Below are 17,812 nucleotides of genomic sequence, written 5' to 3' on the forward strand. Positions count from 1 at the left end.
AGGCGAGATGTGAACCGCTCTCGGGTCGGCGGCGGGGTGGACCGCCGACCCGAGAGCCGGGTCAGCGGCCGGTGAAGTCCGGCTTGCGCTTCTCGACGAACGCGGCCATGCCCTCGCGCCGGTCGTCGGTGGCGAACAGCGCCGCGAAGAGCTGGCTCTCCCAGGCCAGGCCGGAGTTGAGGTCCATGTCCAGGCCGGCGTCGACGGCCGCCTTGGCCGCCCGCAGGGCCTGCACCGGGCCGGTCAGGAACGGCTTCACGTACGCGACCGCGGCGTCGTAGACCTCGGCGGCGGGGACCACCCGGTCGGCCAGGCCGATCCGCAGCGCCTCCGCCGCGTCGATCATGCGACCGGTCATGATCAGGTCCTTGGCCCGGGCCGGGCCGACCAGGCGGGCCAGCCGCTGGGTGCCGCCGGCGCCCGGGATGATGCCGAGCTTGATCTCCGGCTGGCCGAGCTTGGCGTCCTCCGCCACGATCCGCCAGTCGCAGGCCAGGGCCAGCTCGCAGCCGCCACCCAGGGCGTACCCGGTGATCGCGGCGACCACCGGCTTCGGGATCCGGGCGATGGCGCCGAGCGCGCTGGACAGGTCGGCGGCCCGCTCCGCCATGTCCACGTAGGACATGTCGGCCATCTCCTTGATGTCCGCGCCGGCCGCGAAGACCTTCTCCCCGCCGTACACGATGACCGCGCGGACCTCGGGGTCGGCGGTGGCGGCGGCCGCGGCGGCGCGCAACTCCTCCTGCACCTGGGTGTTGAGCGCGTTCATCGGCGGCCGCTCCAGCCGGATGGTGCCGATGCCGTCCTTCACTTCGAGCCTGACGAACTCGCCCACGCTGCCCTCACTTCCTCGTCGAAGTCGCGTGCCAACCTTACGGCCCGGCTCGTTGGGGTAGACAGTGTGGTGTCGACCCCGGCACCCGGAGTGAGGCCATGATCACGTACTACGACGACCAGTCGGTGCAGGTCACCTCCAACGCCCTGCGCGTGGACGGGCGCAGCTACCCGCTCGCCGAACTGGGCACGGTCTGGCACCGCCGGGGCAGCCGATCCTGGCGGGTGCTCGCCGGCCGGGGGGCGATCGGAGCGGCCCTGGCCGGCCCGATCGTGGCCGCCGTGCTCGGCGTCGCGCTGGCGGTCTGGCTGCACCGCTCCCTGGTGGTCACGATCGCCATCGCCGGGGCGTCCGTGCTGGTCGGCCTCGGCGTCGGGCCGCTCGCCGACCTGCTCTTCGAACACCTGGACCGGTCGTACGCCCGGGGCAGCCGGGAGCTGGAGATGTGGGCGCGCTGGCGGGGCCAGCCGGTGCGGCTGCTGCGCACCGGCGACGCGCTGCGCTTCGGCCAGATCTACCGGGCCGTGCAGCGGGCGATGGAGCAGGCGCCTCAGCCGAAGGTGATCGGCTCGTCGGGCAGCAGCCCCAGGCCGCGAAGCAGGCCGTAGGTGTCCTGCTCGCCCCAGAACTGAACGATCTTCCCGCCGGCCAGCCGGTACATCTTGCAGGCGCTCTGCACCGTCGTGGCACCCGTGGCGTCCCGCCGGTAGGTCTGCGCCATCGAGACCACCACCCGGTCCTCGGCCGCGAAGATCTCCAGGATCTCCTGGTCGAGCACGGTGAGCCCGGGCGAGGAGACGGCCGCCTCCGGGTAGCGACGGCCGCGCACCGCCGTGCCGCTGCCGTAGATCTCCACGTCCTCGGCGACCACCGCGGCCAGCTCGGCCAGGTCCTTGGTGACGAAGGTCCGCAGGTAGCGCCGGACCACCTCGACGTTGCGCTCCTGCTCGGTCCTGACCGTCCCGGCCCCGCTCCGCCCCGCCATACCCGCGACGCTACCGGGGCAGCCTGCTACCCGCAGTCCCCCGCCCCCGCCACCGAAAACGCGGTCGCGACGGTCGGGCCGGCCCTGTTGTTCCTGCATCGGACAGCCGCACCGGGTTCGGGTGCGTTTGTTGTCGTCGGGGCGACAACAAACGCACCCCCAGAGCCGGCCGTCGAAGCCGGTCGAGGTTGAGCGCGGATGGTTAGGCTGAGTGATGGTCCTCTATTACCGGGACGACGCGGTACAGGTCACCTCCGAGGCCATCCACGCCGGCGGGCAGGTCGTCAGGCTCGCCGACATCGCGTACGTCTGGCACGCGCGCGGCGCGACCACCCTGGCCGTCCGGGGCCGGGTGCTCGGCCGGGGCGTGCTGGTCCTGCTCCTCTCGCTGCCGCCGCTGGTCGCCCTGGTCTGCGTCCTCTCGCTGGCCTGGGCCGCGCAGGACCGGGGCAACTGGAAGCTGGCCCTGCTCATCCTCGACGCCTTCGTGGTGGTCGGGTTGGCGCTGACCCCGTTCCTGGAGCTGCCGCTCGGCTGGCTGGACCGTTCCTACGAGCGGGGCAGCCGGGTGCACGAGCTGTGGGTGCAGCACCGGGGACGAGAGGTGATGCTGCTGCGCACGCCCGACGCGCTGCGGTTCGGGCAGATCTACCGGGCCGTGCAACGGGCCGTCGAGCAGGACGGCGAGCGCCGGCCATAACGCCCCCGCTATGGACGAACCGGAGTGTGGGCAGGACGACCGCGCCCTGCTCTCCTGAATGGACAGTCACGTCCATCCTGGGGAGGGTGTCATGTTGAGGAAACTGGCCGTCGCGGTCGCGGCGGCGCTCACCCTGGTGCTGCCGGTGCCCGCCGCCGGCCCGGCCGCCGCCGCGTCGGTCGCCGATCCGTCCGCCCCCGGCCCGTACGCCGCCGGATACGTCGACACCACCGTCAGCGCGGCGGGCCGCTCCTTCTCGGCGCGGATCACCTATCCCGCCACCGCCGCCGGCAACGGCCAACCGGTGGCGGCCGGCCGGTTCCCGGCGATCGCCTTCGGCCACGGCTTCCTCCAGGGCGTGTCGAAGTACGCCTCGACGCTCTCCCACCTGTCGACCTGGGGCTTCATCGTCATCGCCCCGACCTCGCAGGGCGGCTTCGCGCCCGACCACAGCGCCTTCGCCGACGACCTGAACGCGGCCCTGACCTGGGCGGTCACCCAGGACACCACGGCCGGCGCCCGGTTCGCCGGGCACGTCAGCGTCGACCGGCTGGGGCTGTCCGGGCATTCGATGGGCGGTGGCGCCAGCATCCTCGCGGCGGCCCGGAACCCGAAGGTCGTCACGGTGGCGAACCTGGCCGCCGCGGAGACCAACCCGTCCGCCAAGGCGGCCGCCGCCACGGTGACCGTGCCGGTCCAGCTGATCGCCGGGGAGCGGGACGGCATCGCGCCGGTCGCCGACCACCAGCGGCCGATCTACCTGGCGAAGCCGCCCGCCAAGCAGCTGCGGACCATCAAGGGCGGCTCGCACTGCGGCTTCATGGACAGCGGCTCGCTGTTCTGCGACAGCGGCACAATCAGCCGCACCACCCAGCTCCAGCTCGCCCGGCGGCTGCTCACCGAGTGGTTCCTGCGTCACCTGGCCGGGGACACCTCGTACGACGACGCGGTCTGGGGCACGTCGGCGCGGAACGACCCGCAGGTCACCTTCGAGGGCGAGCGCTGACCCGGCGGAGCTGGCCGGGCCGACGCACACTGGGAGGCATGGCGATTCCCCTCCCCCGGCCCGGCGCCGTCGTCGGACTCACCCGCTCCGCCCTCGACCAGGCCCTCGGCTCGGCCGCCGCGCTCGCCGCCGTGCCGGCCCGCGCCTTCGCGGTGCTCGACGAGGTGGAGACGCTGCTGCGCCGGATCAACGGGGTGGTCGACCGGATCGAGGGCACCCTCGACCGCACCGACCGGGTGCTCACCGACGCGGAGGTCGCGGTCCGGGAGGTCGCGGTGATCAGCGCGGCGGCGACCGGGGCGATCGAGACGGCGACCGAGGTCGCGACCGCCGCCGCCGTGGTCGTCGGGGAGGCCGAGCGGGTCTCGGCGGCCGCCGGGGTGGTGGTCGGCGAGGCCGACCGGGTCGCCCGGACGGCGGGCACGGTGGTCGCCGAGGTCGACGCGGTGGCCGGACGGGCCGCCGGCACCGTGGTCGCGGCAGAGCGGGCGGCCGGCACGGCGGCGGAGCTGCTGGCGGCGTACGAGCCGGCGCTGCGCCGGGCCGCCCCGATGGCCGCCCGCTTCATCGAGCAGCTCAGCCCGGAGGAGGTGACCGCGGCGATCCGGCTGGTCGACGAGCTGCCGAAGCTCAAGGAGCACCTGACGTCGGACGTGCTGCCGATTCTGGCCACCCTGGACCGGGTCGGCCCGGACGTGCACGACCTGCTCGCGGTCACCCGCGACCTCAAGCTCGCCGTCGCGGGCATTCCCGGCCTCGGCATGCTGCGCCGCCGTGGCGAACGGCTCACCGACGAGCCGGCCGAGCGGGACGTTCCGGTCGACTGAGCGCCGCCGGCCGGCGGCCCGCCCCCGTGCCGGGCCGCCGGCCGGTGTGTTCAGCAGTCGCAGGCCACCGCCAAGCGGGGTGCGGTCAGCTCGTCCACCGGGCGGCGGGCCGTGCCCGTCGGGGTGACCACCGGCAACCCCTGCCGGGCCCAGTACTCGAAGCCGCCGATCATCTCCTTCACCCGCCAGCCGAGCCGGGCGAACTCCAGCGCCGCCCGGGTCGCCCCGTTGCAGCCCGGCCCCCAGCAGTACGTGACGACGGTGGACCCGGCCGGCAGCAGCTCGGCGGCCCGGGCGGGGATCTCGGCGGTGGGCAGGTGCACGGCGCCCGGCAGGTGGCCCTGCCGCCAGGCCGCGTCGCCCCGCGAGTCGACCACGACCAGCCCGGGCGTGCCCGCCTCCAGGGCGGCGTGCACGTCGCTGACGTCGGTCTCGAAGCTGAGCCGGGCACGGAAGTGGGCGGCGGCGGTCGCCGGGTCGGCCGGCGGTACGGAGAACGTCATGCCCCGATCCTGCGGCCCGGCCGCCGGACGGGACAGTGGCGTGATCGCCGACCTTCGCTAACATCCCGCCATGACTTCCGTCGAGCGGACCGTGGCGGTGCTCGCGTACCCGGGGATGTCGGTGTTCGAGACCGGCATCGTCACCGAGGTGTTCGGGCTGCCCCGGCCGGAGCTGGGCGTCGACTGGTACCGGCTCACCGTCTGCGCGGAGCGGCCCGGGCCGGTGCCGGTGGTCGGCGGCGCCGCCCTGCACACCCCGTACGGGCTGGAGGTCCTGGCCGGGGCCGGCACGGTGATCCTGCCCGGGGTGCCCGACGTGACCGCCGACCCGTCGCCGGCACTGGTGGCCGCGCTGCGCCGGGCGCACCACCGGGGCGCCCGGCTGATGTCGATCTGTTCCGGCGCGTTCGCCCTGGCCGGCGCGGGGCTGCTCGACGGCCGCCGGGCCACCACCCACTGGCGGTACGCGGACCTGCTGGCCCGGCGGCACCCGGCGGTCACCGTCGACCCGGACGTGCTCTACCTCGACGACGGCGACATCCTGACCAGCGCCGGCAGCGCCGCCGGGCTGGACCTCTGCGTGCACGTGGTGCGCCGCGACTTCGGCGCGGCGGTGGCCAACGCGGTCGCCCGCCGGCTGGTGATCCCGCCGCACCGGGACGGCGGGCAGGCCCAGTTCATCGAGGCGCCGGTGAGCGTCGACCCGGACGACGACCGGATCGCCGCCAGCATGGCGTGGGCGGTGCGGCACCTGGCCGAACCGCTGACCGTGGCGGCACTGGCCCGGCAGGCGCACCTGTCGACCCGCAGCTACCTGCGGCACTTCGCCCGGGCCACCGGCACCAGCCCGATCCGCTGGCTGATCGACCAGCGCGTGCGGGCCAGCCTGGCCCTGCTGGAGACGACCGACGCCCCGGTCGCGGAGATCGCCACGGCGGTCGGCTTCGACAGCCCGGTCACCTACCGGCACCATTTCGGCCGGGCGATGCGGACCTCCCCGTCGGCGTACCGGCGGGCGTTCCGGGCCGGGGCGGCCTGAGCCGTCAGGCCGGGGTGTACAGCTCGTCGATCTCGGCCCGGCGGGGCAGCGCCACCGAGGCGCCGAGCCGGCGTACGCAGGCGGCCCCGGCCGCCGCCGCCCAGCGCACCGCGTCGACCAGCTCCCGCCCCTCGCCCCAGGCCACCGCGAGGGCGGCGGTGAACGCGTCCCCGGCGGCGGTGGAGTCCACCACGTCCACCTTCACCGCCGGGACGTGCACCTCGGTCCCGTCCCGGTCGACGTACCAGGCGCCGTCGCCGCCGAGCGTGAGCACCGCCCGGGGCACCAGCGCCAGCAGCGCGGCCGGCTCGTCCCGGCCCCGCCCGGTCAGCGCCTGCGCCTCGGTCTCGTTGACCACCAGCAGCTCCACCGCGGCGAGCAGCTCCGCCGGCACCGGTCGGGCCGGCGCCGCGTTGAGCACCACCCGGGTGCCGGCCGCCCGGGCCGCCACCGCCGCCTCGGTCACCGTCTCGACGGGCACCTCCAGCTGCGCGACCAGCACGTCCGCCTCGCGTACGGCGTGCAGCTCGCCCTCGGTGAGGCCGGTGAACGCGCCGTTGGCGCCGGGGGTGACCAGGATGGCGTTCTCCCCCGCCGCACCGACCATGACCAGGGCGACGCCGGAGGCGCCGTACACCACCCGGAGCTGGCCGGCGTCCACGCCGGCCGCGGTGATCCGGGCCTTGAGGGTGACCCCGAAGGCGTCCGAACCGATCGCGCCGAGGAAGACGCAGGACGCGCCGGCGCGGACGGCGGCGATGGCCTGATTGGCGCCCTTGCCGCCGGGCAGCATGACGAAGTCGCTGCCGAGCACGGTCTCTCCGGGGCGGGGCAGCACGGCGGCCGTGCCGACCAGGTCCATGTTGGCGCTGCCCACCACGGCGACCCGGGTCTGCTGCACGGCGGTCCTCCTGCCGGTCAGGCGGCCCGGGCGGTCCAGCGGTCGCCGGACCGCTCGACGACCAGGGGCAGGCCGAAGGTCTTCGACAGGTTGTCGGCGGTGAGTGTGTCGGCGAGCAGTCCCTGCGCGACCACGCCGCCCTCGCGCAGCAGCAGCGCGTGGGTGAAGCCGGGCGGGATCTCCTCGACGTGGTGGGTGACCAGCACCAGGGCGGGGGCGTCGGGGTCGTACGCCAGCTCGGCGAGCCGGGCGACCAGGTCCTCGCGCCCGCCGAGGTCGAGCCCGGCGGCGGGCTCGTCGAGCAGGAGCAGCTCCGGGTCGGTCATCAGGGCCCGGGCGATCTGCACCCGCTTGCGCTCGCCCTCGGACAGCGTGCCGTACGCCCGCTCGGCGAGGTGGCCGATGCCGAGCTGGCCGAGCAGCGCGTGGGCGCGGGCCTCGTCGGTGCGGTCGTAGCTCTCCCGCCACCGGCCGACCACCGACCAGGCGGCGGTGACCACCACGTCGGTCACCCGCTCGTCGGCGGGGATCCGCTCGGCGAGGGTCGCGGTGGACAGGCCGATCCGCGTTCGCAGCTCGTTGACGTCCGTGCGGCCGATCCGCTCGCCGAGGACGTGCGCGGTGCCGGTGGTCGGGTGCAGCCGGCCGGCGGCCAGGTTGAGCAGGGTGGTCTTGCCGGCGCCGTTCGGGCCGAGCACCACCCAGCGTTCGTCCAGCTCGACCTGCCAGTCGACGTCGTGCACCAGCGCCGTGCCGGAGCGCTTGACCGTCACCCCGTCGAGGCTGATCACCAGATCCAGGTCCCCAGTCACCGGTCCATCCAACCACGCAGCCCGCGCGCTGCCCCCCACGGGCGGCGCCGCCACCTTAGGGTGGGGCGCCGTGTCATTGGTCACCACACCGGGAGGACCCCGCATGCCCCACCGTCCCGAGGAGCCGTGCGGATGAGCGCCGTCATCGAGATCGCCGGTCTCCACAAGACGTTCCACACCCTGCGTCAGGGGCGGCGGACCGCCGTCGACGGCTTCGACCTGCTGGTCGAGTCCGGGCAGGTGCACGGCTTCCTCGGGCCGAACGGCTCGGGCAAGACCACCACGCTGCGCGCCCTGCTCGGGCTGGTCCGCGCCGACGGCGGCCGGATGAGCGTGCTCGGGGCCGAGTCGCCCGGGCGCCTGCCGGAGGTGGCGGGCCGGGTCGGCGCGATCGTGGAGAGCCCGCAGTTCTTCGCGAACTTCACCGCCCGCCGGACGCTGCGGCTGCTGGCGCTGGCCGGCGGCGTGCCGACCACGCGGGTGGACGCGGTGCTGGAGCAGGTCGGCCTGCGGGACCGGGGCGACGAGCGGGTCCGGGGCTACTCGCTGGGCATGAAGCAGCGGCTGGCCGTGGCGTCGGCGCTGCTGAAGAACCCGGAGCTGCTGATCCTCGACGAGCCGGCGAACGGCCTGGACCCGGCCGGCATCCGGGAGATGCGGGATCTGATGCGGTCCCTCGCCGCGGCCGGGGTGACCGTGCTGCTCTCCAGTCACATCCTGGCCGAGATCCAGCTCATCTGCGACCACGTGACGATCATCAGCCGGGGCCGGCGGGTGGCGCACGGCCGGGTGGACGAGGTGCTGGCCGGGTTCGACCAGCACGAGTGGCGGGTCGGGGTGGCCGAGCCGGAGCGGGCGGCGGAGCTGCTGGCCCGGGCTGGCGTGTCCGTCACCGTCCACCCCGACCACCTGCTGGTCGCCGGGGTGGACGACGCCGAGGTGATCAGCCGCACGCTGGGCGAGCAGGGCCTCTGGGTCCGCGAGCTGGTCCCGCTCCGGCCGGACCTGGAGAGCGTCTTCCTGGAGCTGACCGGCGACGCCCCGCACCCGGCGCTGCCCCGCCAGGTGGACGGCACGGCGCCGGATGACATGGTGATCGATCTGGATGTGCGCGAGAGCCGGGAGGTGGGCGCGTGAACCTGGTCCGTGCCGAGGTGGAGCGGCTGGCCGGCCGCCGGTTCGTGCAGCTGATGGTGGTGCTGCTGCTGATCGCCTTCGCGGTGACCGTGGCGACCACGCTGGCCGGCTCGCACCGGCCCAGCCCGGGTGAGCTGAGCCGGGCCCGGGCGCAGGCGGCCGAGGATGTGGCCCAGATGGAGGCGACGCACACCCGCTGCCTCCGGATCAAGGCGGGCGAGGTCATCCCGGATGAGAACGACTACCTGCCGCGGAACTGCGCGGAGCTGGACCCGGCGCTGCGGTCGGAGCCGATCACCGCGGCGAACTACCTGTCCGGGGTCTTCGTCTTCGCCCAGAAGGCGGAGCCGCTGCTCTACTTCCTGGTCGCGTTCCTGATGCTCTTCGGGTTCCTGGTCGGCGCCTCCTACATCGGCGCCGACCTGAACTCTGGCGGGGTGGTCAACCTGCTGCTGTGGCGGCCCCGCCGCACGGCGGTGCTGGGGGCCAAGCTCGGCACGCTGCTCGGCACGCTGCTGGCGCTCTCGGCGGTGGCGTCGGCGGCGTACCTGGGGGTGTTCTGGCTGATCGGTCAGACCGCCGGGCTGACCGGCGGCACGAACGCCGAGTTCTGGGGGTCGCTGGGCGCCACCTACGGCCGGGGGCTGGGGCTGGTGCTGCTGGCCGCGGCGCTCGGCTTCGCCATCGCCACCCTGGGCCGGCACACCGCGGCGGCGCTGGGCACGGTCGCCGCGTACCTGGTGGTGTGGGAGCTGGGCGCGCGGCTGGTGCTGGACATCGTCGAGGCCGTCCGGCCGGAGCGCTGGATGCTCTCCAGCTACCTGGCCGCCTGGCTCAGCGGCGAGGTCCACTTCTGGGACCGGTTCGCCTGCGACGGCGAGAGCGCGGGCTTCTGCGACGGCAGCTACGCGATCGGCTGGGGCGCCGGGCTGGCGGTGCTGCTCACGCTCGCCGCGGTGCTGGTCGCGGCCGCGTTCACCACGTTCCGCCGGCGGGACCTGATCTGAGGCGGCCCGGTGCGGGCCCCGGCAGCGGGTCCCGCACCGGCAACTCCTTGCAGAGATCCGACACCTAGTGAAGAATTCCTTCACATGGTGGCGGGGACGACGGCTGGATCAACCCACCGTCGAGCCGAACACCTCGTCGCGGACGGCGTCCAGCGCGGTGCGCAGCGCGCCGCGCAGGATCGGCTCCTCGGTGACCCCGGTGGTGACCACCCGCGGCCGGACCAGGGTGATCGCGGCGACCTCGTGCTGCACCCGTTCAGCCAGCGGCGCCCCGCCCGCCTGGCCCACCTCGCCGGCGAGCACCACCAGCGGCGGGTCGAGCACCACACAGGTGCTCGCCACGCCGAGGGCGAGCCGGCGGGCCAGCTCGTCCAGCATCGGGCCACCGGCCGTGCCGGCGGCGATCGCGGCGCGTACCGCCTCGGCCGCGTCGGCGGCGGCGAAGTTGTGCTCGGCGGCCACCGCACGGACCGCGTCGGCGCCCGCGAGCTGCTGGAACGCCGGCTTGGCCCGCTTCGAGACGTCCCGCGGGATGGGCACGCCGGGCACCGGCAGGTAGCCGATCTCGCCGGCCGCGCCGCTGCTGCCGTGGTGCAGCCGGCCACCGAGCACGATGGCCAGGCCGACCCCGGCGCCGACCCAGACCAGCACGAAGTCCGACATGCCCTGGGCCGCGCCGGACTGGGCCTCGGCGACGGCGGCCAGGTTGACGTCGTTCTCGAAGACCACCGGGATGTGCAGGTCGTCACGGAGCGCGGCGAGCAGGCCGCTGTGCCAGCGCGGCAGGTTGAACGCGAAGGTGATGTCCCCGCTGCCGGGGTCCACCAGGCCGGGGGTGCCCAGCACCACCCGCCGCACGCTGGACAGCTCCGCCCCGGCGCTGCTCGCCGCCTGGACCACGGCGTTGTGCACCACGCCCACCGGGTCGTCGGTGTCCCGGGTGGACTGGGCGACCCGGCCGACGACCGCGCCGGTGATGTCCGCGCAGGCCGCCACCACCCGCTCCGCGTCGACGTCCACCCCGACCACGTACGCGCTGCCCGGGCGCACCGCGTAGAGCTGGGCGTTCGGGCCCCGCCCGCCGGCCTGCTCGCCGACCCGGGTGACCAGGCCGCGCTCCTCCAGCCGCTCCACCAACTGGGAGGCGGTCACCTTGGAGAGCCCGGTCAGCTCGCCCAGCCGGGCCCGGGTGAGCGGCCCACGCTCGAGGAGCAGCTCCAGCGCCGCGCGGTCGTTCAGCGCCCGTAACAGGCGGGGGGTGCCGGGCAGCCGGGTCGTACTCATGCCAGGTCCTCTATTTTCAGTAAAGTTTGCTAACCACAAAACGCCTGCAGAGGGGTGTCCGTTAGCGTATCGGCCACCCCGATCCGGAGTCGTCGGACGACCCGGCAGGGAAAGGGGATACTCGTGGGGTTGGATCCAGGACTCCGGCGGCTCGCGCTGGGCACGCTGCTGGCCGCGTACCCGGGGCCGGTCCCGCCCGACTGGGCGGTCGACCTGCTCACCGAGGGACTCGCCGGGCACACCCTGTTCGGCACCAACATCCACGACCCGGCCCAGGTCGCCGCGACGACCGCCGGGCTGCGCGCCGGCCGCCCGGACGTGATCGTGGCGATCGACGAGGAGGGCGGCGACGTCACCCGGCTGGCCCACGCGACCGGCAGCCCGTACCCGGGCAACGCCGCCCTCGGCGCGGTCGACGACCCGACCCTGACCCGGCAGGTGTACGCCGCGATCGGCGCGGAGCTGGCCGCCCTCGGCATCACCGTCGACCTGGCGCCGACGGTCGACGTGAACACCGCAGCCGAGAACCCGGTGATCGGCACCCGCTCGTTCGGCGCGGACCCGGCCCGGGTGGCCACCCACTCGGCCGCCGCGGTCGCCGGCCTCCAGTCCGCCGGGGTGGCCGCCTGCGCCAAGCACTTCCCCGGCCACGGCGCCACGATCGCCGACTCCCACCACGAGCTGCCCACGGTCGACGTGCCCCCGGCGGTGCTGCGGGAGCGGGACCTGCCGCCCTTCGCCGCGGTGGTCGACGCCGGGGTACGCGCGATCATGACCGCGCACATCCGGGTGCCGGCGCTGACCGGAGACGGCCCGGCCACGTTCAGCCGCGCGGTCCTGGTCGACCTGCTGCGCACGGAGTACGGCTTCACCGGCACGGTGATCACCGACGCGCTGGAGATGAAGGGGGCGGCGCTGGCCGCCGGCGGGGTGGGTCCGGCCGCGGTCCGCGCCCTCGCCGCGGGGGCGGACCTGCTCTGCATCGGCTCGAAGGTCGACGCCGGACTGGTGGAGCGGGTGGCCGAGGAGATCGTCGCGGCGATCGAGGACGGCCGGCTGGACCGGGCCCGGGTCGAGGAGGCCGCCGGCCGGGCCGCCGAGCTGGCCACCTGGCGGGGCGCCGGCGGTGGTGCGAAACCGGTGCCGGACGGCCTGGGTTACGCCGCCGCGCTGCGCGCGGTCCGCGTCGAGGGCGACGTCATCGGCCTGGCCACGCCGCTGGTGGTGCAGGTGCACGCCACCTCCACCATCGCCGAGGGGCGGGTGCCGTGGGGGCTGGGACCGCACCTGTCGCCCGGGGCCGAGGAGGTCCGCGCGGTGGCCGGGGAGACCGCACCGGAGGAGTTGCACCGGCGCGCCGGCGACCGGCCGATCGTGCTGGTCGGCCGCCACCTGCACCGGCTGCCCGGGGCCCGGGAACTGGTCGAGGGGCTGGCCGCCATGCATCCGGTGACGGTGGTGGAGATGGGCTGGCCGAGCGACTGGCGTCCGGCCGGTGCCCGGGCCTTCGTCACCACGTACGGCGCCAGCCACGCGAACGGCCGCGCGGCGGCGCAGGTGCTCGGCCTGACCGGCTGAGGTCTGACCGGCCCGGCGATCCTGGACGGCGTCGGGCACGGGCTGCCGGCGACGTTGCTCACCTCGGTGGCGCTCGCCGCGCTGCGGGCGGCCCGCCGGTCCGGCGCCGAGATCCCCGCCCTCGCGGCGGCGATGGACGCGGCGCTGCGCAGCCAGTGGACGGACGGCCGGTGTCACCGCGGTGCTGCTCGACTTCGACGTCCGCAGCGGCCGGCTCCGGTACGTCAACGCCGGCCATCCGGCTCCGGTGGTCCTGCGCCGGGGCCGGGCCGTCCACGCGCTCACCGGCGGCCGCCGACCACCGCTGGGCCTCAACCTGCCCGGCGACGGGATCGACGAGGTCCGCCTCGAACCGGGTGACCGGCTGCTGCTGCACACCGATGGGGTCACCGAGGCCCGCGACGCCGCCGGGGAGATGTTCGGGCTGTCCCGGCTGGCGGATCTCGCCGAGCGGCACATCGGCTCGGGCCTGCCCGGCCCGGAGACGCTGCGCCGGTTGAGCCGGGCGGTGGTCGAGCACCGCGGGGCGGCGTCCCGGGACGACGCCACGATCGTGCTGATGGAGTGGTCCGGCGACGCCGCCGCGCGGGTGGAGCCCTGAAGCGCCGCTGACCGGTCCGGGCGGTCCGGCTAGCGCAGCCGGCGCCAGCCGCTTCCGGTCGCGGAGCCGTCGCCGCCGGGACCGGCGGTCAGGCCCAGCAGGCAGTCGACGGAGGTGATCCGGAGCACCCGCGCCACGATCGGCTGCGGGTCGGTCACCCGCAGCGTGGCGCCGCGGCCGACCGCCTCGGCCGCGCCCCGGAGCAGGGTGGCCACCCCGGTCGAGTCGAGGAACCCGACCGCGGCGAGGTCGACCACGATCTCCACCAGGCCGGGCCGGTCGAGGACCGCGTCCAGCGCCCGGTCGGACCGCGCCACCCCCGGTATTGAACGCGTTCAAAAGTTGTCGTACGCTCGGCGCGACCACAATTTGAACGCGTTCAAGAGGGGCGACGAGATGGACGTGAAGGTCTGGATGTACCTGACCTACCTGGCGGTCAGCATCGGTCTGACCGTCTGGGTGGCCCGGGCGCTGGCCCGGAACGGGTTGGTGTTCCTGGAGGACGTCTTCGCCGACAAGCGGCTGGCCGACGCGGTCAACAGCCTGCTGGTGGTCGGCTTCTACCTGCTCAACCTCGGCTACGTGACGGTCGCCATGAAGGAGGCCGCCCCGGTGCGGACCACCAGCCAGGCCCTGGAGCAACTCTCCATGAAGGTCGGCTGGGTGCTGCTGGTCCTGGGCGCGCTGCACTTCTTCAACGTGTTCGCGCTCGGCCGGTACCGGCGCGGCCGGCTCCGCCAGCAGGCCGTCGGCCACCCGCCGCTCGCCCCGGTCGGTCACCTGCCGGCCCAGCCCGGCGCCCGCCCGGCCGGCCCGGCCCCCGCAGGACCGGCGCCCGGCCATCCGCCAGCCGCAGGACCGGCCGCGCCCACCGGGGCACCTGGGCCGGCGGCGCCGTTCCCGACGCCACCGGTTCCGCCGCGATGACGGTCGCCCCGGGCGGGCACCCGGCGGATCCCACCGGGCACGGGGCCGGTGGGATCCGTGGGTTCACCGTCCTCTTCGACGCGCACTGCCCGCTGTGCCGGGCGGCCCGGCGGTGGCTCGCGTCGCGGCCCCAACTCGTACCCCTGGAGTTCGTGCCGGCCGGCTCGGCGCAGGCCCGGCGGCGCTTCCCGGGCCTCGACCACGACGCGACGCTGCGGGACCTGACCGTGGTCGCCGACACCGGCGCGGTGTACGCCGGCGACGGCGCCTGGTTCGCCTGCCTGTGGGCGCTGGCCGAGCACCGCTCGACCGCCGAACGCCTGGCCCGGCCGCACCTGCTGCCGCTGGCCCGACGCCTGGTGGCCACCGCCTCCTCGGTTCGCGAACTGGTCCGGGAACCCTCGCCGGACGCGGGATACGGTGACGACGATGACCGAACAGACTGCGCCGACGACCGCTGCGGGTGGCCCGAGCACCGGGGCGACTCCCCGGGGTGAGCAGACCCGCCAGCTGATCCTGGACACCGCGATGCGGCTGTTCCGCGAGCGGGGGTACGCGCGGACCACCATGCGCGCCATCGCCCAGGAGGCGGGCGTGGCGGTCGGCAACGCCTATTACTACTTCGGCTCCAAGGAACACCTGATCCAGGAGTTCTACGCGGGCACCCAGCAGGAGCACCGGGCGGCCGCGGCACCGGTGCTCGACCGGGAGCGGGACTTCGCCGGGCGGCTGGCCGGGGTGCTGCACGCGGGGGTGGACGTGCTGACGCCGTACCACTCCTTCGCGGCGAGCTTCTTCAAGACGGCGGCGGAGCCGACGTCCCCGCTCAGCCCGTTCTCCACCGAGTCGTCGGAGGCCCGGGAGGCGTCGATCGCGCTCTTCCGGGAGGTGTTGGCGGGCTCCACCGCCCGGGTGGACCCGGAGCTGCGCCCGGCGCTGCCGGAGCTGCTCTGGCTGGCGTACATGGGAGTGGTGCTCTACTGGGTGCACGACCGCTCGCCGGAACAGGTGCGGACCCGGCAGCTGATCGACGGGGCGGTGCCGCTGATCGACCGGCTGGTGGGGCTGTCCCGACTGCGCGTGCTGCGGCCGGTCACCCGCCAGGTGCTCACCCTTATCCACACGCTGCGTCACTGAGGCGTTCCGGCGCTGCGGCGCCGCGTCGCAGGTCAAGTCCATTACCGGACAGCGGCATTCCGGCGGCGATCTCTTGCTCGGCCACTTTTGAACACTTAGCGTTACCAATAACGGGACCTGGGAGGAGAGGCTGCGGACCGTGGATCCGGCCCGGGATCCACGGTCCGCGCCCGTGCTGTGGTCAGCGCGGGACGACGCCGAACGTGGTCCAGCCACGGTCGGGGAAACCGGCCGCCTCGGCCACCCGGGCCGAGGCGTGGTTGTGGAAGTTGTGCAGGTAGGTGGGCACGGCCCCCTCGTCGAGCACCCGCCGGGCCGCCTGGGCGACGAGCCGCCGGGCCAGCCCACGCCCCCGGGCGGCCGGCACCGTGCCGACCGCGATCTCGTGCCCGTGGGCGTCGTGCCGCTTGACGCCCACGCCGGCCAGGTACCGCCCGTCCGCGTCGCGAACCACCAGCACCTCGCAGTCGAACAGGCGAAGCCAGGGCGGCAGCCCGGGGCTGGTCGACGGGATCCAGTCGCCGACGTCGGGCAGCGGCGCCGGGGCGGTGCTCCACCGGAAGCGACCGGTGTGGGCGGTGAAGTCCGGCGCCCCGACCGCCTTCGGCAGGCTCGGCAGCAACCCTTCGACCGTCCGGTCCCGGACGAGGGCCCGGACCCGGTCGACCCGGTCGGGCGGCACGGACAGGACGGTGCACCCGGGCGCGCCGACGGCCCGAGCCGGCCGCAGCCGGCCGTCCCACGCCGGCCGGGCACGCCGGTGCGAGCGGACCACGTGCAGCCCCGGGCCGGCCGGCCACTGCCCCAGCCAGGTCACCAGATGCAGGAACAACCGGCGGTCGAGCACCGGCGCCACCTCCTCACCCGCCGGGTCCGTCGCGTCTCGCCGTGATCACGGTACGCGTGCCCGCGCCGGCCGGCCCGCCGGTTACGTCCGTAAGAACCTCGCAACACCTGCGCCGCCCCCGGCGTGGATACGCTGTGCCGCACGGCGGGGAGGTACGCGGTGGCGCAACGGGTGCTGGTGGTCGACGACGACCGGACGGTGGCCGACGTGGTGTGCCGCTACCTGGAACACGCCGGCTACGAGGTGGAGCACGTCGGGGACGGAGCCGCCGCGCTGGCGGCGGTGGCCCGGCGCCCACCGCACCTGGTGGTGCTGGACCTGATGCTGCCGGTGCTGGACGGGCTGGAGGTCTGCCGGCGGCTGCGGGAACGGCCGGACGGCGTACCCATCGTCATGCTGACCGCGCGCGGCGACGAGGCCGACCGGATCCTCGGCCTGCAACTGGGCGCCGACGACTACCTCGGCAAGCCGTTCTCCCCACGGGAACTGGTGCTGCGGGTCCGGTCGGTGCTGCGCCGGTCCGGCGGCGAGCCGGCCGGCGTACCCGCGCAGGTGCTGACCGACGACGGCCTGGAGGTGGAGACCGGCCCCCGGGTGGCCCGGCTGCACGGCCGGGAGTTGACCCTGACGCTGCGGGAATTCGACCTGCTGGCGCACCTGATGCGCCACCCGGCCCGGGCGTTCCGCCGGGCCGAGCTGCTGGACCGGGTCTGGGGGTGGAGCTTCGGCGACCAGTCCACGGTGACCGTGCACGTGCGCCGGCTCCGGGAGAAGATCGAGGCCGACCCGGCGAATCCCCGGCGGATCGTCACCGTGTGGGGCGTCGGCTACCGCTACGAGCCCGCCGATGCGTGACCTGGCACTGATCTTCGGGGCGGCGCTGCTCGCCGCGCTCGGCGTCGGGCTGGCCGGCGCGGTCGCCCTGCGGCTGCTGCGCGGCCGGTCGATCACCGTGCACATCTTCGTGCTGCTGGCCATGACCGTCGGCGCGGTGGTGGCCGGGGTGGCGGTGATCGCCGAGGCGATGTTCCTCTCCCCGCACGACCTGGAGGTCGTGCTGATCACGGTGTCGGCGGCCGCGGTGGTGAGCCTGGCCGTGGGGTGGCTGTTCGGGCGCCGGCTGGCCGCCGCGGCGGTCTGGGCCGGCCAGGCGCGGGAGCGGGAGCGCCGGATCGAGAAGGGCCGTCGGGACCTGGTCGCCTGGGTCTCGCACGACCTGCGCACCCCGCTGGCCGGGCTGCGCGCGATGGCCGAGGCGCTGGAGGACGGGGTGGTCCGCGACCCGGAGACGGTGGCGGAGTACCACCGCCGGATCCGGGTGGAGACCGACCGGATGACCCGGCTGGTCGACGACCTGTTCGAGCTGTCCCGGATCAACGCGGGGGCGCTGCGGCTGTCGCTGTCCGCGGTGCCGCTCGGCGACGTGGTCTCGGACGCCCTCGCCGGTACCGCGCCGCTGGCCGCCGCGCGCCGGATCCGGCTGGTCGCCGCCGAGTCGGGCTGGCCCACGGTGACCGGGAGCGAGCCGGAGCTGGCGCGGGTGGTGGGCAACCTGCTGCTCAATGCGATCCGCTACACCCCGGAGGACGGCACGGTACGGGTCGAGGCCGGCCGGGAGTCGGACACCGCCTGGCTGGCCGTGGCGGACACCTGCGGCGGCATTCCCGAGTCGGACCTGCCCCGGCT

The 17,812-nt window shown here is 75.0% G+C and carries 21 protein-coding genes and 2 pseudogenes; 15 read left to right on the forward strand and 8 right to left on the reverse strand.

Features of this window, described 5'->3' with window-relative positions; all coding sequences use genetic code 11:
- Positions 1 to 61: 61 nt before the first annotated feature.
- On the reverse strand, positions 62 to 835 hold the full coding sequence (locus EFE23_RS06160; protein ID WP_123239910.1) for an enoyl-CoA hydratase-related protein: 774 nt from the start codon (positions 833 to 835) through the stop codon (positions 62 to 64).
- 98 nt (positions 836 to 933) lie between these two features.
- On the opposite strand from EFE23_RS06160, the gene EFE23_RS06165 reads away from it, so the two are divergent.
- Positions 934 to 1,443, forward strand: coding sequence for a DUF6232 family protein (locus EFE23_RS06165; RefSeq protein ID WP_123239911.1), 510 nt, complete (start codon positions 934 to 936; stop codon positions 1,441 to 1,443).
- On the opposite strand, the gene EFE23_RS06170 is transcribed toward EFE23_RS06165, so the two are convergent.
- Positions 1,386 to 1,820, reverse strand: a complete 435-nt coding sequence (locus EFE23_RS06170; protein WP_123239912.1) for a nuclear transport factor 2 family protein — start codon at positions 1,818 to 1,820, stop codon at positions 1,386 to 1,388. The two genes, EFE23_RS06165 and EFE23_RS06170, sit on opposite strands and share 58 nt — an antisense overlap.
- Positions 1,821 to 2,034: 214 nt before the next feature.
- Here EFE23_RS06170 and EFE23_RS06175 point away from each other — a divergent pair, with 214 nt between their 5' ends.
- From EFE23_RS06175 to EFE23_RS06185, 3 genes are all read left to right on the forward strand, one after another.
- A complete protein-coding gene (locus EFE23_RS06175) occupies positions 2,035 to 2,520 on the forward strand; it encodes a DUF6232 family protein (RefSeq protein WP_123239913.1) in 486 nt (161 codons plus the stop codon).
- 91 nt (positions 2,521 to 2,611) lie between these two features.
- Entirely contained in the window at positions 2,612 to 3,526 is a 915-nt protein-coding gene (locus EFE23_RS06180; RefSeq protein ID WP_199736944.1) for an alpha/beta hydrolase family protein, read from the forward strand.
- A gap of 38 nt (positions 3,527 to 3,564) precedes the next feature.
- Positions 3,565 to 4,353 (forward strand): hypothetical protein, encoded by a 789-nt coding sequence (locus tag EFE23_RS06185; protein ID WP_123239914.1) that lies wholly within the window; start codon positions 3,565 to 3,567, stop codon positions 4,351 to 4,353.
- A gap of 50 nt (positions 4,354 to 4,403) precedes the next feature.
- Here the strand turns inward: EFE23_RS06185 and EFE23_RS06190 are convergent, their stop codons facing one another.
- The gene (locus EFE23_RS06190) at positions 4,404 to 4,856 is read right to left on the reverse strand and encodes a rhodanese-like domain-containing protein (protein WP_123239915.1); all 453 of its coding nucleotides are present in this window, start codon (positions 4,854 to 4,856) and stop codon (positions 4,404 to 4,406) included.
- Positions 4,857 to 4,926: 70 nt separating this feature from the next.
- Between EFE23_RS06190 and ftrA the strand changes: the two genes are divergently transcribed.
- The gene (gene ftrA, locus EFE23_RS06195) at positions 4,927 to 5,895 is read left to right on the forward strand and encodes a transcriptional regulator FtrA (RefSeq protein ID WP_123239916.1); all 969 of its coding nucleotides are present in this window, start codon (positions 4,927 to 4,929) and stop codon (positions 5,893 to 5,895) included.
- 4 nt (positions 5,896 to 5,899) lie between these two features.
- Here the strand turns inward: ftrA and EFE23_RS06200 are convergent, their stop codons facing one another.
- Positions 5,900 to 6,796, reverse strand: coding sequence for a ribokinase (locus tag EFE23_RS06200; RefSeq protein ID WP_123239917.1), 897 nt, complete (start codon positions 6,794 to 6,796; stop codon positions 5,900 to 5,902).
- 17 nt (positions 6,797 to 6,813) lie between these two features.
- Positions 6,814 to 7,713, reverse strand: coding sequence for an ABC transporter ATP-binding protein (locus EFE23_RS06205; RefSeq protein WP_199736945.1), 900 nt, complete (start codon positions 7,711 to 7,713; stop codon positions 6,814 to 6,816).
- 27 nt (positions 7,714 to 7,740) lie between these two features.
- Here EFE23_RS06205 and EFE23_RS06210 point away from each other — a divergent pair, with 27 nt between their 5' ends.
- Both EFE23_RS06210 and EFE23_RS06215 read left to right on the forward strand, forming a co-directional pair.
- On the forward strand, positions 7,741 to 8,745 hold the full coding sequence (locus EFE23_RS06210) for an ATP-binding cassette domain-containing protein (RefSeq protein ID WP_123239919.1): 1,005 nt from the start codon (positions 7,741 to 7,743) through the stop codon (positions 8,743 to 8,745).
- Entirely contained in the window at positions 8,742 to 9,752 is a 1,011-nt protein-coding gene (locus EFE23_RS06215; protein WP_123239920.1) for an ABC transporter permease subunit, read from the forward strand. The genes EFE23_RS06210 and EFE23_RS06215 overlap by 4 nt, the downstream gene beginning before the upstream one ends.
- Positions 9,753 to 9,860: 108 nt before the next feature.
- Here the strand turns inward: EFE23_RS06215 and EFE23_RS06220 are convergent, their stop codons facing one another.
- Positions 9,861 to 11,036 carry an ROK family transcriptional regulator gene (locus EFE23_RS06220; protein ID WP_123239921.1) on the reverse strand — a complete coding sequence of 392 codons (1,176 nt, stop codon included), beginning with the start codon at positions 11,034 to 11,036 and terminating at the stop codon, positions 9,861 to 9,863.
- 123 nt (positions 11,037 to 11,159) lie between these two features.
- Here EFE23_RS06220 and EFE23_RS06225 point away from each other — a divergent pair, with 123 nt between their 5' ends.
- The 3 genes and pseudogenes from EFE23_RS06225 to EFE23_RS06235 all read left to right on the forward strand — a co-directional run.
- Complete coding sequence (locus EFE23_RS06225; RefSeq protein WP_123239922.1) at positions 11,160 to 12,614, forward strand: glycoside hydrolase family 3 protein; 1,455 nt, start codon at positions 11,160 to 11,162, stop codon at positions 12,612 to 12,614.
- Positions 12,615 to 12,635: 21 nt separating this feature from the next.
- Positions 12,636 to 12,767, forward strand: a pseudogene (locus EFE23_RS29520) (SpoIIE family protein phosphatase); the annotation flags it as partial.
- 25 nt (positions 12,768 to 12,792) lie between these two features.
- Positions 12,793 to 13,215 (forward strand): annotated as a pseudogene (locus tag EFE23_RS06235) (PP2C family protein-serine/threonine phosphatase); the annotation flags it as partial.
- A 29-nt stretch (positions 13,216 to 13,244) separates the two neighbouring features.
- Here the strand turns inward: EFE23_RS06235 and EFE23_RS06240 are convergent.
- A complete protein-coding gene (locus EFE23_RS06240) occupies positions 13,245 to 13,532 on the reverse strand; it encodes an STAS domain-containing protein (protein ID WP_158675838.1) in 288 nt (95 codons plus the stop codon).
- Between the two features lie 79 nt (positions 13,533 to 13,611).
- Here EFE23_RS06240 and EFE23_RS06245 point away from each other — a divergent pair, with 79 nt between their 5' ends.
- Genes EFE23_RS06245 through EFE23_RS06255 form a run of 3 tightly spaced genes read left to right on the forward strand, consistent with a single transcriptional unit; the run spans position 13,612 to position 15,279 of the window.
- Complete coding sequence (locus EFE23_RS06245; RefSeq protein ID WP_123239926.1) at positions 13,612 to 14,142, forward strand: hypothetical protein; 531 nt, start codon at positions 13,612 to 13,614, stop codon at positions 14,140 to 14,142.
- Positions 14,139 to 14,639, forward strand: coding sequence for a thiol-disulfide oxidoreductase DCC family protein (locus tag EFE23_RS06250; protein WP_123239927.1), 501 nt, complete (start codon positions 14,139 to 14,141; stop codon positions 14,637 to 14,639). Before EFE23_RS06245 ends, EFE23_RS06250 begins: the two co-directional genes overlap by 4 nt.
- On the forward strand, positions 14,572 to 15,279 hold the full coding sequence (locus tag EFE23_RS06255; RefSeq protein WP_123239928.1) for a TetR family transcriptional regulator: 708 nt from the start codon (positions 14,572 to 14,574) through the stop codon (positions 15,277 to 15,279). Before EFE23_RS06250 ends, EFE23_RS06255 begins: the two co-directional genes overlap by 68 nt.
- Before the next feature lie 181 nt (positions 15,280 to 15,460).
- On the opposite strand, the gene EFE23_RS06260 is transcribed toward EFE23_RS06255, so the two are convergent.
- Entirely contained in the window at positions 15,461 to 16,126 is a 666-nt protein-coding gene (locus tag EFE23_RS06260) for a GNAT family N-acetyltransferase (protein ID WP_123239939.1), read from the reverse strand.
- A 159-nt stretch (positions 16,127 to 16,285) separates the two neighbouring features.
- On the opposite strand from EFE23_RS06260, the gene EFE23_RS06265 reads away from it, so the two are divergent.
- Together EFE23_RS06265 and EFE23_RS06270 are read left to right on the forward strand one after the other, a co-directional pair.
- A complete protein-coding gene (locus EFE23_RS06265; protein ID WP_123239929.1) occupies positions 16,286 to 16,981 on the forward strand; it encodes a response regulator transcription factor in 696 nt (231 codons plus the stop codon).
- Positions 16,974 to 17,812: sensor histidine kinase (locus EFE23_RS06270; RefSeq protein ID WP_123239930.1), on the forward strand; the 839-nt coding region annotated here is incomplete at its 3' end. The genes EFE23_RS06265 and EFE23_RS06270, both read left to right, overlap by 8 nt.

It is taken from the genome of Micromonospora solifontis, from assembly GCF_003725545.1.
Taxonomy (GTDB): domain Bacteria; phylum Actinomycetota; class Actinomycetes; order Mycobacteriales; family Micromonosporaceae; genus Micromonospora; species Micromonospora solifontis.

What these genes read in the sequence shown, in the direction of transcription:
- ftrA (WP_123239916.1), top strand. Translation starts at nt 4,927, where the DNA reads ATGACTTCCGTCGAGCGGACCGTGGCGGTGCTCGCGTACCCGGGGATG.
- EFE23_RS06175 (WP_123239913.1), top strand. Translation starts at nt 2,035, where the DNA reads ATGGTCCTCTATTACCGGGACGACGCGGTACAGGTCACCTCCGAGGCC.
- EFE23_RS06190 (WP_123239915.1), bottom strand. Translation starts at nt 4,856, where the DNA reads ATGACGTTCTCCGTACCGCCGGCCGACCCGGCGACCGCCGCCGCCCAC.
- EFE23_RS06210 (WP_123239919.1), top strand. Translation starts at nt 7,741, where the DNA reads ATGAGCGCCGTCATCGAGATCGCCGGTCTCCACAAGACGTTCCACACC.
- EFE23_RS06165 (WP_123239911.1), top strand. Translation starts at nt 934, where the DNA reads ATGATCACGTACTACGACGACCAGTCGGTGCAGGTCACCTCCAACGCC.
- EFE23_RS06205 (WP_199736945.1), bottom strand. Translation starts at nt 7,713, where the DNA reads ATGCGGGGTCCTCCCGGTGTGGTGACCAATGACACGGCGCCCCACCCT.
- EFE23_RS06245 (WP_123239926.1), top strand. Translation starts at nt 13,612, where the DNA reads ATGGACGTGAAGGTCTGGATGTACCTGACCTACCTGGCGGTCAGCATC.
- EFE23_RS06220 (WP_123239921.1), bottom strand. Translation starts at nt 11,036, where the DNA reads ATGAGTACGACCCGGCTGCCCGGCACCCCCCGCCTGTTACGGGCGCTG.
- EFE23_RS06170 (WP_123239912.1), bottom strand. Translation starts at nt 1,820, where the DNA reads ATGGCGGGGCGGAGCGGGGCCGGGACGGTCAGGACCGAGCAGGAGCGC.
- EFE23_RS06185 (WP_123239914.1), top strand. Translation starts at nt 3,565, where the DNA reads ATGGCGATTCCCCTCCCCCGGCCCGGCGCCGTCGTCGGACTCACCCGC.
- EFE23_RS06180 (WP_199736944.1), top strand. Translation starts at nt 2,612, where the DNA reads ATGTTGAGGAAACTGGCCGTCGCGGTCGCGGCGGCGCTCACCCTGGTG.
- EFE23_RS06250 (WP_123239927.1), top strand. Translation starts at nt 14,139, where the DNA reads ATGACGGTCGCCCCGGGCGGGCACCCGGCGGATCCCACCGGGCACGGG.
- EFE23_RS06255 (WP_123239928.1), top strand. Translation starts at nt 14,572, where the DNA reads ATGACCGAACAGACTGCGCCGACGACCGCTGCGGGTGGCCCGAGCACC.